Origin of the sequence: Allofournierella massiliensis (assembly GCF_004345265.1) — a bacterium.
In the GTDB taxonomy this organism is placed as follows: domain Bacteria; phylum Bacillota; class Clostridia; order Oscillospirales; family Ruminococcaceae; genus Allofournierella; species Allofournierella massiliensis.
This window is the reverse complement of the sequence record NZ_SLUM01000004.1, coordinates 98,978-114,203: the sequence shown is the minus strand read 5'-3', so window position 1 is coordinate 114,203 and position 15,226 is coordinate 98,978. Positions and strand designations below refer to the sequence as shown.

The following is a 15,226-nucleotide window of genomic DNA, read 5'->3' as shown; positions in this document are numbered from 1 at the left end:
TTGTATATTCTTGACAAACCTTTTTTCCTGCTTTAGTATAGGTAAGGTTACGAATAGATGTAATTATATAAGAAGCGATCCAACTTAGCGATCCAATTCAGAAAGGATAACAATATGGAACGTAAAGATTTGCGCAACATTGCCATCATCGCCCACGTTGACCATGGTAAAACCACCCTGGTGGACCAGATGCTGAAGCAGAGCGGCGCGTTTCGTGAAAATCAGCAGGTGGCCGAGCGCGTGATGGACTCCGGCGACATCGAGCGGGAGCGCGGCATCACCATTCTGGCCAAGAACTGCTCCACTGTGTACAACGGTGTGAAGATCAACATCGTGGACACCCCGGGCCACGCCGACTTCGGCGGCGAGGTTGAGCGTGTTCTGAAGATGGTCAACGGCGTGCTGCTGCTGGTGGATGCCGCCGAGGGCTGCATGCCCCAGACCCGTTTCGTGCTGCAGAAGGCCCTGCAGCAGAACCTGAACCTGGTCATCGCCGTAAACAAGATCGACCGGCCCGACGCCCGCATCAAGGAAGTAATCGACGAAGTTCTGCTTCTGCTCATGGATCTGGGCGCCACCGACGAGCAGCTGGACAGCCCCATGGTGTTCTGCTCCGGCCGCGCCGGCACCGCCAGCTACAGCCCGGATGTGCCCGGCACCGACCTGAAGCCCCTGTTCGACACCATTCTGGAATACGTGAAGGGCCCCGAGGGGGACCCGGACGCTCCCTTCCAGATGCTGTGCTCCAGCGTGGACTACAACGAGTTCGTGGGCCGTATCGGCATCGGCCGCATCCAGAACGGCCGCATGAAGGTTGGTCAGGACGTGCAGGTTTGCGACTGGCACGACCCCAGCGTTTCCATCAAGGGCCGCATCACCAAGCTGTACGAGTTCAAGGCCAATGGCCGTGAGCCCGCCGAGGAAGCCTCTGCCGGCGATATTGTCGCCTTCTCCGGCATCACCGATGTGACCATCGGCAACACCCTGTGCGATCCCGCCAACGTGGAGCCCCTGCCCTTCGTGAAGATCAACGATCCCACCGTGGAGATGACCTTCGCCGTAAACGACAGCCCCTTCGCCGGCCGCGAAGGCAAGTTCGTGACCAGCCGCCAGATCCGCGACCGCCTGCAGCGCGAGCTGCTGAAGGACGTGGCCCTGAAGGTTGAGGACTCCGCCACCAGCGATTCCTTCCGCGTAATGGGCCGTGGCGAGATGCACCTGTCCATCCTGATCGAAACCATGCGCCGCGAAGGCTACGAGCTGCAGGTCAGCCCCCCGAAGGTTCTGACCCACGAGGAGGACGGCCAGCTGATGGAGCCCTTCGAGCGCGTTGTCATCGACACCCCCACCGAGTATCAGGGCGCGGTCATGACCGCTCTGGGCTCCCGCAAGGCCATCCTGCAGCAGATGGAGCCCATCGGTACCCGCGTGCGTCTGGAGTTCCGTATGCCCAGCCGCGGCCTGTTCGGCTACCGCAGCCAGTTCCTCACCGATACCCACGGCGAGGGCATCCTGAACACCATTTTTGACGGCTACGACGCCTGGTGCGGCGACATCACCTGCCGCAGCACCGGCAGCCTGGTGAGCTTCGAGACCGGCGACGCCGTGACCTACGGCCTGTTCAACGCCCAGCAGCGCGGCACCCTGATCGTGACCCCGGGCGAGAAGGTCTACGAGGGCATGGTCATCGGTTACACCCCCACCGGCGAGGACATCAGCGTGAACGTCTGCAAGACCAAGCACCTGACCAACACCCGTGCTTCCGGTTCCGACGACGCCCTGCGTCTGGTTCCCGTTTCCAAGTTCAGCCTGGAAGCCTGCCTGGAGTTCCTGGCTCCCGACGAGCTGCTGGAGGTTACCCCCGAGAACCTGCGCATCCGCAAGCGCATCCTGAACCACGACATGCGCATGAAGCAGCTGAAGGGCAAGAAGAACGGCTAAGCCGCTCCCCTTCTCTGAATCGAGCATCCGCCCCTGTGCCACCCGGCGCAGGGGCTTTTTGTATTCTTCCCGTTGACAAGCCCCCTGCCCCGCTTTATGATGAAAACAGAATTCAATGCAACGGAGGGCTCTTTGCCATGGAAGAACTGTTTGGAACCAAAAAACTGGGGTTCGGCTGCATGCGCCTGCCCCTTACCGGCCCCGCCGCCGACCCGACCAGTCAGGTGGATTTTGAAAAGACCTGCCGCATGGTGGACGATTTTCTGGCAGCAGGCTTCTGCTATTTCGACACCGCCCACGGCTACCTGAACGGCAAAAGCGAAACCGCCCTGCGCCACTGCCTGACCAGCCGCTACCCCCGGGAGCGTTACCTGCTGGCAGACAAGCTGTCCAACAGCTTTTTCAAAAGAGAGGAGGAGATCCGTCCCCTGTTCTTTTCCCAGCTGGAGGCCTGCGGGGTGGAATACTTTGACTTCTACCTGATGCACGCCATGAACGCCAACTACTACCCCAAATACTGTGCCTGCAACGCCTTCGCCGTGGCCCGGCAGCTGAAGGAGGAAGGGTACATCCGGCACATCGGCATCTCCTTCCACGACAAGCCCGCCCTGCTGGAGCAGATTCTCACCGAGCAGCCGGACATTGAGGTGGTGCAGATTCAGTTCAACTACGCCGACTACGACAGCCCCAGTGTGGAAAGCCGGGTACTGTATGAGATCTGCCGCCGCTTTCAAAAGCCCGTGATCGTGATGGAGCCGGTGCGGGGCGGCGCACTGGCCAACCTGCCTCCGCAGGCAGCCGAGAGCTTTGCCGGCATGGAGGGCAGCCCCGCCGGCTATGCCCTGCGTTTCGCCGCCAGCTTCGCGGGCGTGGGCATGGTGCTCAGCGGCATGAGCGACCCGGCCCAGATGGAGGAAAATCTGGGCCTGTTCCGGGACTTCCGGGCCCTTTCGCCCCGGGAATGGCAGGCGGTGAACGGCGCCCGGGCGGCGCTGGCCGGGCTGAAGAGCATCGGCTGCACCGGCTGCCGCTACTGCGTGGACGGCTGCCCCAAGGCCATTGCCATCCCCGAGCTGTTTGCCTGCGCCAACAGCCGGAACCTGTTCAACGACATGGGCGCCGCCACCTATTACGGCGTATGCACCCGTGGCGGCCACGGCAAAGCGGCGGACTGCATCGGCTGCGGCCAGTGCGAAGCCGCCTGCCCCCAGCATCTGCCCATCCGCCAGCTGCTGGCCCAGGTGAGCGCCCAGTTCGACACCCCCGCCGAATGATATTGGAAAGCAAATCAAAAAGCGCGGGCTCCCGTTCCAGCGGAAGGGAGCCCGCGCTCTTTTTTCTTTTTGCTTCGATCAGCGGGTCAGCGCCGCCTGTCGGCTGCCTGCCCTGCGGGTGCGCACCAGCTGCCAGACCGCTGCCGCGGCCAGCGCCAGCGTACTGAGGCCGCTCACCCAGTCCGACACGTGCTGCAGCGTGGTGCCGGTGTAGCTCACCCGCACCTGACCCGCCGGGGCATTCTCCGGCATGGTCAGCTCCACCCGACCGCCGCCGTCCTTGTGCAGCTCCAGCTGGATGGGTTCGCTGCCGTCCGCCGGGGTGAGGATGGCAGAATAGCCCTTGTACCACAGCTTGGGGATACCGTAGGGGCCGGATACCTGGCCGTCAAAGTCGAACACAAAGTCGCCATTCGGCAGATAATTGCCGGTGTAAACACCGGAGGTGTTGCTGTACTGAGCGCCCGGCTCAAAGGCGAAGGCTTTGGCGTCCACCCCGGCGGGCACCCACTCGGCACCCACCAGATAGAAGGTTTCGCCCCGCTGGCTGGTGAAGTAGTTGGAGGGGTAGTTCACCTGCTCGGGGAACTGGGTGGCGCTGACCGCCAGATCCGCCGCCCCCACCGCGAAGGCCGCCGCCAGCACCAGCACCCGGGCCCGGCGGGAGTCAAGCCCCGCCAGCAGCAGGGTAAGCGCCAGGCACACCGCCAGCTGACCGAAGGCGTTGAGCCGCCAAGGGAACTGGATGCTGTTGAGAAGGGTATCGTCCAGCATACTCCAGGGCACGAAAGGCAGCACCAGAACCGTGAGCACCACGCCCACCGCCAGAAAAACCCCGGCAGCCCGGCGTGCGCCGCTGCGCCGCCCCAATGGGCTCAGCAGCAGAGCCACCACAACCAGAATGCTCACCATGCCGGTGAGCCCAAGGCCCATGTAATTGTTCGGGGTAAACAGCCCGGCCAGATTCACCGTGTTCCAGGAAACCTGGGTCAAAGGCTCTTCGGTGACGGCGAACTTGTCGCTGGCAAACTGCTCCATCATGGGCAACCAGTAATAGCAGCTTACCAGAAGGCAGGCCCCCGCAGCGCCCAGACCGCTCAAAATCGCCCGGCGGTTCAGCACCCGGGGCAGCCGTACCAGCACCCACACAATGGCCAGCAGGCCCGCCAATGCCAGACTCACCGTATGACTGAGCACAAGGCCGGTGAAGCCCAGCCAAAGCACCCAGGGGCGTTTGGCCCCCTCCTCGGTTAAATCCCACAGGCCCCAGACCACCAGCGGCAGGAACACCATGGCCTGCACCTCGCCCACCGCGCTGCGGATGTAAAGGTTGGTAAAGTGATAGTGGCACAGGCCGTACAGCACCATCAATAAACAGCCGCCGAAGTGCTTTTTGGTGATGGCTCGCCCGGCAAAATAGCTGGTGACGCACTGAGCCGCCACACAGCCCAACATCAAAAATTTGAAGGCCAGCTCCGGCCCAAGGCCCGCCACCCGGGCCAGCGCCGCCGGATACAGAAACAGATCCGGATAGAACAGGCCGCTGGCGTAGCCGTAGCCGCCCAGCATCAGCGAATAGATGCGCACCGGCAGGCTGGAATGCCCGCCCAGCGCAGCGGCCAGCCCCTCCAGCCGCAGAATGTGGAACACGCTGTCGTGCCCGGCCACCAGATCCCGGCTGGCAAAGGGCAGCGCGCAAAGCAGCAGCACCAGCCCGGCGCAGGCAAGGCCGGTGACAAGCTCGTATCGAATGGTTTTGGTTCGCATGGATCGTTTCCGCCTTTTTCTACAATTTATGCGTATTTTTTATTATAGCACACAGCGGCGGGAATTTCCGCCCCAAAAGTTGGCATGGGCGCAAAAATGCCCCGGCGGGCCGGAAGCTGGCAACCCGCCGGGGCATTGCGCGTTTTATACGGTTATTTCATCTGGGTGTATTTCGGGGGCTGGTTTGCGCCGTCTGTGCCGGGCTGCTTTTGTGCGGAGGGCCGGGGATGCTTTTTCGCCGCCCGCCGGGCCAGCAGAACCACCACGACAATCACCACAGCCGCCACCACCAGGAAGGGCAGCAGGTAGATCAGCCCGATCACCAGCTCCTGCACCACGGCCACAAAGCCGTTCCAGCTGCCCCGGAAGGCGGAGCCCACCCGGCTGACAAAGCTGGGGCTCTGGGGGGTGAGCTCGGTGACCTCGTCCAGATAGACCTCCACCGTGCTGTATGCAATCTGATCCTTCAGAACGTTCATCTGGCCGGTGTAGCTTTCGATCTCGTACTGCACCTGGGTGCGCTGGTTCTCGATGGCCAGAAGATCCTCCAGATTTTCGGCCTTGGCGGCCAGCTCATCCAGCCGCTGGCGCTGCTGCTCCAGGCTGGCCAGCCGGGCCTCCAGATCTACGTATTCGGCGGTCACGTCCTGAGTGGACTCGCTGCGCCGGGTAAGGTTGGCGGCCTGCCCCGCCGCGTTCAGAAATTCGCTGTAATGCTCCGCCGGCACGCGCAGGGTGTAATACACGCTGCGGTCGCCCCGCTCGGCGCTGCCGCTGGTCTCGCTGCTCTGCACATAGGCCCCCGCCTGACTGGCCGCTTCCAGCAGGGCGGCGCTGGCCTGATCGTATTGTTTTGTCTCCAGCCAGAGGGTGGCGTTGTAGATGATCTTGCGGCTGTCCTGCGGGGTGAGCGCGCCGGAATCCAGGCTGGTCTGGCCGCCGGTTCCGTTGGCGGTATCGGCCACCGCACCGGCTTCCCCGCTGCCCTGTGCGATCTCCTGCACGGCAGCGGTACTGGTGGCCGTTGCGCCGGATGCTCCCCCGCACCCGGTGAACAGGCCGGTGAAAAGGGCGGCGGCAAGCGCCGCGGCGATCCATTTCTTCCTGTGCTTCATCTGTGTTCCCTCCTTGTTTTTTGGCAAAACCACCAAGTTTTCCATGCAAAGAATGTTGCCTGTCTGACCCTTATACGAAATTGCCGGGGGGATTATTGCAGCTCTTCTATAAATAAGATACAATAAAAGGCGTTGTGTCACAAGGGGGCGAACGGGTGCCCCGCTTTTTGAAGAAGGAAGTGTATTTTTGATGGGTATGAATTTTCTGGTGGGGCAGAGCGGCGGCCCCACCGCGGTGATCAATTCCAGCCTGGCGGGCGTGTATGAAACCGCTCGTGCCTGCGGCGCCGGGCGCATTTACGGCATGCACTACGGCATCGAGGGCCTGCTGGCAGAAAAGCTGCTGGATCTGGACCAGCTGCTGGGCAGCGCGCTGAACATCGAGCTGCTCAAGCGCACCCCCTCCTCCTATCTGGGCAGCTGCCGGTACAAGCTGCCCACCCCCGAGCAGGACGAAGGCGTATACCAGACGCTGTTCCGCCTGTTCGAGCGTTATCAGATCGACGCGGTGCTCTACATCGGCGGCAACGACAGCATGGACACCATTGCCAAGCTGGCCGCCTACGGCAGCCGCATCGGCAGCCCCATCCGGTTCATCGGTGTGCCCAAGACCATCGACAACGACCTGATGCTCACCGACCACACCCCCGGCTTTGGCAGCGCGGCCAAGTACATCGCCACCGTGATGAAGGAGATCATCCGGGATTCCAACGTGTACGACCTGAAGAGCGTGACCGTGACCGAGATCATGGGCCGCCACGCGGGCTGGCTGGCAGCCTCCGCCAGCCTTTCCAAGGGCGCGGACTGCGATGGCCCGGACCTGATCCTGCTGCCGGAGGTTCCCTTCAGCGAGGAGCTGTTCCTGCGCCGCGTGGATGAGCTGCGCAGGGAGAAAAACAACATCGTGATCGCCGCCAGCGAAGGTGTGCGCCGCAAGGACGGCGCCTTCCTGTGTGATCTGGCAGGCGGCGACGGTGCGGTGGACGCCTTCGGCCACAAGGTCACCCTGTCCGGCACCAGCCGGTATCTGGAGGGCCTGATTCGCCATCATCTGGGCTGCAAGACCCGGGCCATCGAGCTGTCCACCCTGCAGCGGTGCGCCAGCCACCTGACCAGCCGCATCGACGTGAACGAGGCCTATCAGGTAGGCGGCATGGCCGTGCAGGCCGCCGTTCAGGGCCAGACCGGCCGGATGAGCGCGCTGGTTCGCCGTCAGGACGCCCCCTATGTGGCGGACTGCGAGACCGTGGACGTGCAGGCCGTGGCCAACAAGGAAAAGACCATCCCCGCCAGCTGGATTGCTCCGGACGGCATGCAGGTGAACGGTTCCTTCGAGGCTTATGCCCGGCCCCTGATTCAGGGCGAGCAGATCCCCATCTATGTGAGCGGCGTGCCCCTGCACACCCGGCTGTAAGCAGCCTTTCCCCCAAACCACAAAACACCCCCAACCGGCCGGTTGGGGGTGTTTTTCTGTTTTGCTTTGCCTGCACGGCTCACAGCCTGCGCAGGGCCACGGTGCTGCCGCCGGGGGTCTTGGTGACCACCAGCTGATTCTCGATGCGGCTTTTCAGCTCCGGCACATGGCTGATGATGCCCACCATCCGCCGGCCCTGCACCAGACTGTGCAGGGTGGCCACCGCCTGCTCCAGACTTTCGGCGTCCAGCGTGCCGAAGCCCTCGTCCACAAACAGCACGTCCAGCTCCACGCCGCCGGCATAGTTCTGAATCACGTCGGACAGGCCCAGCGCCAGTGCCAGCGCCGCCTGGAAGGTCTCGCCGCCGGAAAGGCTGCCCACGCTGCGCAGCTTGCCGGTGTAGTTGTCCAGCACATCCAGATCCAGCGCCGCCTGAGTTTCGGCGGCGGTCATCTGGTGGCATTCCAGCTGATAGCGCCCGCCGGTCATGGCAAACAGCCGCTGGTTGGCCGCTTCCACCGCATCTGCAAAGTAGGTGGCCAGCACATACTGCTCAAACTTCTGCTTGCCCAGCCCGCCGGACAGCTTGCCGTTGGCGGTGGCGTCCAGCTGCTGAATCAGCTGCTGGCGCTGCTGGGCCTTTTCCAGCCGCTGGCCCGCGGTGCGCACGTCCGCCATGGTGCTCCGGTTGGCGTTCAGCCGCCCGGTTATGCGGGTGCGGGCGTCGTTCAGGGCCTTCCGCCGCTGCTCCTGCTCTTCCATCGCCTGTTCCAGCTGCCCAGGCACGCAGCCGGAGACCGGGGCGCTTTTCTGCTGCTCGCGTAGCTGGTTGTACAGGGCTTCAGTCTCCTGCCGGGCTCTGCGTGCCTGCTCCAGCTCCGTGCGCAGCCGGTCGATTTCCTCTTCGGTGTGCCGTGCGGCGGCAAAGGCATCCGCGTCCATTCCGCTTTCCGCCAGCGCCTGCTCCCAGTGCCCGGCAGCCTGCCGGGCCTCGTCGGCCGCCTGCTCCCGGGTGTTCTGCCGTTCCTTTTGCAGGCTTTCGGCCGCGGCCAGCAGCTGCTGGTATTTCTCCAGCGCCTGCTGTGTTTGCCTGATGCTCGCATCCAGCTGCTTTTGCTGCTGCTTCAGGGCGGAAAGAGTCGCTTCCGCCTCGGCCCGGCTGGCCTGGGGCAGAGCGGCCTGCAATTCAGCTGCCCGCCGCGCGGCCGAATCCCGCCGGGCGGCGGCTTTCGCCTGCTGCTCCCGCAGTTCGCTGCGCTGCCGGCGGGTCGCTTCCAGTGCTTCCCGGTCGCCGACCAGCTGATTGACCGCCGCACCGGCGGCTTCCACCGCCGCCTGCCGCTGCTGCCCCAGAGCCTCGGCCTGTTCCAGCAGCTGATCCAGTCGGCCATCCCAGTCCAGCACCAGCCGGGAAAGGGCCTTCACATCCTCCGGCGGGGGCAGCTCCTGCTCCAGCTCCGCCAGCGCCTGCCGGGCAAGCCGGATGTACTGCTCCCGGGCGCTGCCCGCCTGCGCCGTGAGGGTGCTGCTGGTTTGCAGCGCATCGTTATAGGCATTGCGGGCGGTTTCCATGGCAGTGGCCAGCGCTTCCAGCTGTTCCTTGTCCGGCGCGCCGGTCACGCCCCGGGCCGGGCTGGGATGATGCACACTGCCGCACACCGGGCAGGGCTTGCCCGGGGTGAGCTCTCGGGCCAGCAGCCCCGCCTGATCCCGCCGGTACAGCTGATCCGCGCTCATGTAAGCCTGCTGGGCCCCGTCCAGCGCGTCGCTTGCCTGCTGCAGCGTCTGGCGGGCGGCCTGCTCCTGCTTTTGCAGCTTCACCAGCTCCTGCATCTGCCGGCGCACCTCCGCCAGCGTTTTCCGGGCCTGCTGCCAGCGTTCCAGCTCCTTTTGCGCTGTCTGGGCGGCGGCGAGGGCCGCGGGCAGACTGTCCGCCAGCGCCTGTGTTTTTTCCAGCGCGGCCGCCTGCTGCTCTTCCAGCGTCTGGGCCTGCTGCTGCGCCGTTTGCAGCCGCTCCAGCTCCTGCTCGCAGGCCATCTGCTCCGCCTTCGCCTGCTCCATCCGGTCGTACTGCTGAAGGGCTTCGGCCTGCCGTTCCAGCTGAACGGTCAGCCGGGCGGCGGTCTGCTGGTCTGCATTCAACTGTTCCCGGGCCTGCGCCCACCGGGGCCCCTGAGCATTCAGCTGCGCCAGCCGGTCGCTCGCCTGCTCATACAGCCGCTCGGCCTGCTGCGCCGCCAGCCGGGCTTTTTCGCTGCCGTCCCACACCGGGGCCAGCCGGGCGGCGGTCTCCCACTGCTTCAGCCGGGCCTGCGCCGTCAGCTGTTCAGGCTCGGCGGCGCGCTGCTCCGCCAACCGCTTTTCCAGCTCCGCCAGCTGCTGCTGGCGCCGGGCGGCTTCCCGGGCGCTTTGCAGCAGACCGGCGCTCTGCTTGATGGTCTCGTCCAGCCCGGCAATCTGTTCATCCAGCCCGGCCAGTTCGCTTTCGTCCATTTGACAGATGTGCTCCGCCAGCTCCAGCACCCGGGCGCTGCGCCAGACGCAGCCCTCGTCCGCCAGCAGCTCGGCCAGCTCCGCCGCTTCCGGCTGGGGCGGTTGCCCTTCCTCCATTTCGGGCAGACGCAACCCCGCCAGATACTGGCGCAGGGAATCCACCTGCTTTTCCGTCTCGGCCCGGCTGGCGGAGGCCATCTCCTTCAGCCGCGTCTGCAGTGCGTCGCACCGCTCGGTGGCGAACACCTGCCGCAAAATGGCGCTGCGATCCCGGCCGGATTTGTTCAGCAGCTCGGCAAACTGGTTCTGGGCGATCATGGCAATCTGGCGGAACTGGTCCACCTGAATGCCCAGCAGCTCCTCCACTGCCGCGTCCACCTTTTCCTTGCCCTCGGCCACCGGGATGGCGGTTTCGCCCTCCAGGCGTTCCAGCAGTGCGTCCGCCGTGATCTCCCGGGTGCCCTCGCCCCGCTTTTTGCGCCGGGTCTGGGCGGGGCGGCGCCAGATGCGCCATACCTGCCCCCGGTGAGAGAAGGTGAGCTGAGCGCTGGTTTCCAGCGTGTCGTCCGCATAGTCGCTGCGGATCATCTTCTCGCTGCGCACCCGGCCGGTGAGCTTGCCGAACAGGGCATAGCACACCCCGTCAAACAGGGTGGTCTTGCCCGCGCCGGTGTCGCCGGTAACCAGAAACAGCCCGCCTGCACCGGCGGCTTCAAAATCCACCGTCTGACTGCCAGCGTAGGCGCCGAAGGCGGTCAGAGTCAGGGTCATTGGTCTCATGCTTCCACCTCCCGGCAAACCGGCTCCAGCACCGCCTGTTCCTCTTCACTGAGCGGACGGCCGTGCACCGACTGATAAAAATCCGCGAACTGGTCCAAAAGGCCCGCCCGCTGCAGCTGCCTTGCCCGCTGCCGGGCCTCCGCCTGCCGTGGCTGCAGCTGGGGTGCAAGCTCCAGCTTGACCAGATTGGGGTACACGCTGCGCATCCGGGCGGCAGCGTTGGGGGGAATCTGCTGGTCAGTGAGCACCGCATGCACAAAATCCCTGCAGCCCGGCTCGGCGCTTGCGATCAGCTCCTCCAGCGGGCCCTGCACCCGGCGCAGCGGCCGCAGCGGCGCAAAGGGCAACGCCTGCCAGTGCACATTTCCCTTTTCGCCCAGCTCCACCAGCACCGCCCCCTTATGGTGGCGTACCTCGCTCACCGAGTAAGCCAGCGGCGAGCCGCAGTAGCGGATGTGCTCCGCCCCCACCTTCTGGGGCCCATGGATGTGCCCCAGCGCCACATAGTCAAAACCCTCGAACGCCGCCGCGTCCACGTTGTCCAGCGTGCCCAGGTTCAGCGTCTCGGAATCGCAGGTCTCGGGGCTCTTTCCCCCGCTGGTGACAAACTGGTGGGCCATGATCAGATTACGGGCGGAAAAATCCGGCCCGGCGGCCCGGATCAGAGCGGCCACCGCGTCGGTATAGCTTTCGATGGTTTCCTCCGGCAGAGCGGCCCGCACCTGGCTGGGCCGGATGAAGGGCAGCGCCCACAGATGCACCGGGCCGAATTCATCCTCCAGCACATAGTGCTCCAGCCCGCCGGAAAACACCGCCGCCAGATGCACCCCGCCCGCTTTCAGCAGCTGGCTGCCAAAGCCCAGCCGGTCGGCGCTGTCGTGGTTGCCGCTGATCAGATACACCGGAATCTTCGCCCGGCACAGGCCGGTGAGAAATTCGTCCAGCAGCGCCACCGCGCCCACGGTGGGCACGCTGCGGTCGTACACATCGCCCGCCACCAGCACGCCGTCCACCCGGTGCTCGGTTGCCATGGCAAGGCACTGGTTCAGAATGTGGCGCTGATCCTCGTAAAGATCCACTTCGCAGAGCCTTCGCCCCAGATGCAGATCGGATAAATGCAGAAATTTCATGGTTCTTTGCCTTTCTTTGGCGCCGCATATCGCGGGCCTGCCTTGATTATACCAGAGCTGCCGCCCACTTGAAAGCCCCGCCGCCCTGTGCTACCATAGGGGCAAACCATAAAGGAAAGGCGGGAGCGAATGGATGGAACTGCGCTTGGAAGCACCCCGGCCGGAGCATCGGCAGCTGGTGGAAGACTACCGGCGGGAATTTTTGAACAGCGGCGACTCCATCGACGGCTCGGCGGGCCTTGCCTGGTGCAGCGGCTTTGACGAGTGGATGGCCCTTCTGGCCGACAATTCCCGGGACGAGACCGCCCGCCCCGGCTGCGTGGCCACCAGTGTATTTCTGGCCTTCGACGGGCCGCAGCTGGTGGGCATGGTGGACATCCGCCACCGGCTGAACGACTATCTGCGCCGGTACTGCGGCCACATCGGATACAGCGTGCGCCCCGCTTTGCGCCGCCGGGGCTATGCCACCGCCATCCTTTCGCTCGCGCTGGAGGAATGCCGCCGGCTGGGCCTTGCCCGGGTGATGCTCACCTGCGAAAAGCAGAACGTGGCCTCGGCCCGCACCATGCTGCACTGTGGTGCGGTTTTGCAGGACGAGCTGCTCATGGGCAACATCACCATTCAGCGGTACTGGATCGAGCTGTGATCCCCACCGGCGCGCCCTGTTTTTCCATGGCAGATTCACGCCGCCGTTTTTTCCTTTTCAGGTAAAACGGCGGCGTATATTTTATGGCAAACGCCATATATTAAACCATTGTTTCTCAAAAGTGTAGAATATTTTTTAGTTAATTTGTTTAAATGCCCATTGCTCCACCCTTCAAAAAGCGTTATAATAGTATCAAAATTTCATCGCAAACGCGGCCCTTCGGGCCACGGGCCGGGCCCAGTTTTGGCCCGGCCCTCGCCCTTTGCTGCGGGAAAGGAGCTCTTAGCATGAATGCCACCAACGAACTGCTGCGGGCAATTTTAAAGATGGATGAGGAGGAGCGGCTGCGCACCCAGGCCACCGAGGAATACCGGCGCGGCGCCCAGACCCGCCTGACCGAGGCAGCCCGCACTCAGGAGGCCGAGATCATGGCCGCCATGCGCACCCGGGTGGACGCCTTTTCCGCCGGGGAAAAAAACCGGGCTGACGAACGCCTGGCCAAACTGGAGGCCGGCAAACAGCAGGCCCTCAGCCGGATGGAGCAGCTTCGGGCGGACAAGCGGGAGGAATGGGTGAAAACCATCACCGACCGGGTGCTGGGGCGGGAGGCGTAAGCCATGGGCAACACGCAGGCCTCCAACGCCATTCTGGCCAAAAGCCGCGCGCTTTACGGCCGCCGCCTCACCGGGCAGGATTACCAGCAGCTGATGAACTGCCGGGATCTGCCGGAGGTGATCACCTATTTAAAAAGCCGCACCGCCTATGCCCGCGCACTGGAGGGCGCGGACCCCACCCGGGTACGCCGGGCGGAGCTGGAGGTTCGGCTGCGGCAGAATCTGTTCGACCAGTACGCGGCGCTGTGCCGGTACGAGATGAACATCGGCCACGATTTTTACCGCTACTTTATTTTAAAGGCGGAGGTTCGGGCGCTTGCCAACCGGCTGCAGGAGCTGGCCGCCCCCGGCAGCGAGACGCTGCGGCTGTATCAGATACCGGAATTTATCCGCCGCCATTCCAAGCTGGATGCCGCCGCGCTGGCCGCCGCCCGGGATCTGGCGGGGCTCACCGCCGTGGTGGAGGGCACGGTTTACCACCCCATTCTTCTGAGCTTCTGCGAGAAAGCGGGCTTTGTGCTGGATAAGGACGGCGTTTTGCAGGTGCAGGCCGCGCTGGATCAATTGATCTACAACACCATGGAGGAGCTGGTGGCGAAAAAGCTGCACGGCGCCGCCAAAAAGGATATGGACTACCTGCTGCGCCGCAAGAGCGACCTTGCCGCCATCGTCTACATGTATCGGCTCAAACAGATGACCGGCGCCGACCGGGCCTATCTGTTGCCCCGGCTGGCGGTGGGGTACAGCAACATGAGCCAGAAACAGCTGCTTTACCTGATGGACGCGGCGGACTGCGAGGACTTTGTGCACCGGCTGGCCCGCACCCCCTATGCACGGGAGGTTTTCGGCTCGTCCTTCACCCGTGTGGAGGACGCGGTGCAGCGGCTGGACTACCGCTGGCATCTGAAAAAACTGCGCTTTTCCACCGATCCCAGCGTGGTGCTGTTCTGCTACATCTTTCTGGCGGAAAACGAGCTGACCAACCTGACCCACATTATCGAGGGCGTGCGCTACCACCTGCCGCCGGAAAAGATCGCCCCCCTGCTGGTGGGCGTGGGCGACTGAACGGAGGTGCAGAGCGATGCTGTTTGAACCCAAAATGCAGCTGGTGTGGGTGAACGGGCCCATCGGCCGGCTGACCGATTTTCTTGAGCGCTGCTGCCTGAATCAGGGCACGGTGCACCCCGCCCGGGCGCTGGACAACATGACCCCGGCTGCGGGCTACGCGGCACCACAGACGGACGAAAGCTGGACCGCGCTGGTGGCCCGGCTGGAGGCGGACGCCGGGGACGATTCCCTGCCCCTGACCCACCCCTGTGAGGAATTCTCGCCCCGGCAGCGCCAGCTGCTGGAGGAGCTGGAGCACCAGCTGGCCGAGAGTGACGCGGATTTGAAGCTTTTAAACGACCAGCTCACCCTCTGCCGCATCGGCAGCGACCAGTTCCGCCAGTTCGCGGGGCTGGAGGTGCCGGTGGATCAGCTGGAGCAATGCCGCTTTGTGCAGGTACGCTTCGGCTGCATGCCCCAGCGGGGGCTGGAAATGCTGCAGCGGGATTATTCCAAAGACTGCCTGCTGTTTTTGCCCTGCGGCCAGAACGAACAGGGCTGCTGGGGCGTCTGCCTTGCCCCCATGGTGGAGGCCGCCCGCATCGACGGAATCCTGGCCGAGCTTCGGTTCGAGCCGGTGCATCTGCCGGGCGCGGCGGGCACGCCGGCTCAGATCGTGGAAAATCTGGAGCGGAACATCCGGCTGCTGGAAGCCGAGAAGGCCGCCGCGCTGGATCACCGGTCGGCGCTGTGGCAGCAGGCAAAGCCCTGGGCCGCTCCCCTTTACGCGCTGGCCTGCCGAAGGGCCCGCGTGGAGGAGCTGCGCCGGTGCGCCGCGGTGCGCGGCGAGCGGTTCTTTTACTGCGTATGGCTGCGCCAGCCGGATCTGGCGGCTTTTGAAGCCTCCTGTCGGGGACTGGGCCAGCTGGATCTGCTGCCGGACCGGGTGCTGGCCCGCCGGGCCTGGGAGCAGGAAACAGGAAGAAGCGAACGAAAGTGAGATG

General features: G+C 64.3%; 11 protein-coding genes. 7 read left to right on the top strand and 4 right to left on the bottom strand.

Annotation, left to right across the window (positions count from 1 at the left end; all coding sequences use genetic code 11):
• Positions 1-114 precede the first annotated feature (114 nt).
• Together typA and EDD77_RS03375 are read left to right on the top strand one after the other, a co-directional pair.
• Positions 115-1,941, top strand: coding sequence for a translational GTPase TypA (gene typA / locus EDD77_RS03380; RefSeq protein WP_058965899.1), 1,827 nt, complete (start codon positions 115-117; stop codon positions 1,939-1,941).
• A 137-nt stretch (positions 1,942-2,078) separates the two neighbouring features.
• Positions 2,079-3,215 (top strand): aldo/keto reductase, encoded by a 1,137-nt coding sequence (locus EDD77_RS03375; protein ID WP_058965897.1) that lies wholly within the window; start codon positions 2,079-2,081, stop codon positions 3,213-3,215.
• Positions 3,216-3,293: 78 nt separating this feature from the next.
• Here EDD77_RS03375 and EDD77_RS03370 read toward each other — a convergent pair whose 3' ends face one another.
• Positions 3,294-4,982 (bottom strand): hypothetical protein, encoded by a 1,689-nt coding sequence (locus tag EDD77_RS03370; protein WP_058965896.1) that lies wholly within the window; start codon positions 4,980-4,982, stop codon positions 3,294-3,296.
• A gap of 152 nt (positions 4,983-5,134) precedes the next feature.
• Complete coding sequence (locus EDD77_RS03365; RefSeq protein WP_058965894.1) at positions 5,135-6,097, bottom strand: DUF4349 domain-containing protein; 963 nt, start codon at positions 6,095-6,097, stop codon at positions 5,135-5,137.
• A 190-nt stretch (positions 6,098-6,287) separates the two neighbouring features.
• On the opposite strand from EDD77_RS03365, the gene EDD77_RS03360 reads away from it, so the two are divergent.
• Positions 6,288-7,511, top strand: a complete 1,224-nt coding sequence (locus EDD77_RS03360) for a 6-phosphofructokinase (protein ID WP_058965893.1) — start codon at positions 6,288-6,290, stop codon at positions 7,509-7,511.
• 79 nt (positions 7,512-7,590) lie between these two features.
• Here the strand turns inward: EDD77_RS03360 and EDD77_RS03355 are convergent, their stop codons facing one another.
• Together EDD77_RS03355 and EDD77_RS03350 are read right to left on the bottom strand one after the other, a co-directional pair.
• Positions 7,591-10,785, bottom strand: a complete 3,195-nt coding sequence (locus EDD77_RS03355) for an AAA family ATPase (protein ID WP_132587308.1) — start codon at positions 10,783-10,785, stop codon at positions 7,591-7,593.
• Positions 10,782-11,915 carry an exonuclease SbcCD subunit D gene (locus EDD77_RS03350; RefSeq protein WP_058965889.1) on the bottom strand — a complete coding sequence of 378 codons (1,134 nt, stop codon included), beginning with the start codon at positions 11,913-11,915 and terminating at the stop codon, positions 10,782-10,784. The genes EDD77_RS03355 and EDD77_RS03350 overlap by 4 nt, the downstream gene beginning before the upstream one ends.
• 133 nt (positions 11,916-12,048) lie before the next feature.
• On the opposite strand from EDD77_RS03350, the gene EDD77_RS03345 reads away from it, so the two are divergent.
• The 4 genes from EDD77_RS03345 (at position 12,049) to EDD77_RS03330 (ending at position 15,222) form a co-directional block, all read left to right on the top strand.
• Positions 12,049-12,561 carry a GNAT family N-acetyltransferase gene (locus EDD77_RS03345; RefSeq protein ID WP_058965887.1) on the top strand — a complete coding sequence of 171 codons (513 nt, stop codon included), beginning with the start codon at positions 12,049-12,051 and terminating at the stop codon, positions 12,559-12,561.
• A 287-nt stretch (positions 12,562-12,848) separates the two neighbouring features.
• The gene (locus tag EDD77_RS03340) at positions 12,849-13,175 is read left to right on the top strand and encodes a hypothetical protein (protein ID WP_058965885.1); all 327 of its coding nucleotides are present in this window, start codon (positions 12,849-12,851) and stop codon (positions 13,173-13,175) included.
• Positions 13,176-13,178: 3 nt separating this feature from the next.
• Positions 13,179-14,240, top strand: coding sequence for a V0D/AC39 family V-type ATPase subunit (locus EDD77_RS03335; RefSeq protein ID WP_058965883.1), 1,062 nt, complete (start codon positions 13,179-13,181; stop codon positions 14,238-14,240).
• A 16-nt stretch (positions 14,241-14,256) separates the two neighbouring features.
• On the top strand, positions 14,257-15,222 hold the full coding sequence (locus EDD77_RS03330) for a V-type ATP synthase subunit I domain-containing protein (RefSeq protein ID WP_058965881.1): 966 nt from the start codon (positions 14,257-14,259) through the stop codon (positions 15,220-15,222).
• Positions 15,223-15,226: the final 4 nt, after the last annotated feature.

Coding starts and splice junctions, on each gene's coding strand:
- typA (WP_058965899.1), top strand. CDS start 115: ATGGAACGTAAAGATTTGCGCAACATTGCCATCATCGCCCACGTTGAC.
- EDD77_RS03375 (WP_058965897.1), top strand. CDS start 2,079: ATGGAAGAACTGTTTGGAACCAAAAAACTGGGGTTCGGCTGCATGCGC.
- EDD77_RS03370 (WP_058965896.1), bottom strand. CDS start 4,982: ATGCGAACCAAAACCATTCGATACGAGCTTGTCACCGGCCTTGCCTGC.
- EDD77_RS03365 (WP_058965894.1), bottom strand. CDS start 6,097: ATGAAGCACAGGAAGAAATGGATCGCCGCGGCGCTTGCCGCCGCCCTT.
- EDD77_RS03360 (WP_058965893.1), top strand. CDS start 6,288: ATGGGTATGAATTTTCTGGTGGGGCAGAGCGGCGGCCCCACCGCGGTG.
- EDD77_RS03355 (WP_132587308.1), bottom strand. CDS start 10,785: ATGAGACCAATGACCCTGACTCTGACCGCCTTCGGCGCCTACGCTGGC.
- EDD77_RS03350 (WP_058965889.1), bottom strand. CDS start 11,915: ATGAAATTTCTGCATTTATCCGATCTGCATCTGGGGCGAAGGCTCTGC.
- EDD77_RS03345 (WP_058965887.1), top strand. CDS start 12,049: ATGGAACTGCGCTTGGAAGCACCCCGGCCGGAGCATCGGCAGCTGGTG.
- EDD77_RS03340 (WP_058965885.1), top strand. CDS start 12,849: ATGAATGCCACCAACGAACTGCTGCGGGCAATTTTAAAGATGGATGAG.
- EDD77_RS03335 (WP_058965883.1), top strand. CDS start 13,179: ATGGGCAACACGCAGGCCTCCAACGCCATTCTGGCCAAAAGCCGCGCG.
- EDD77_RS03330 (WP_058965881.1), top strand. CDS start 14,257: ATGCTGTTTGAACCCAAAATGCAGCTGGTGTGGGTGAACGGGCCCATC.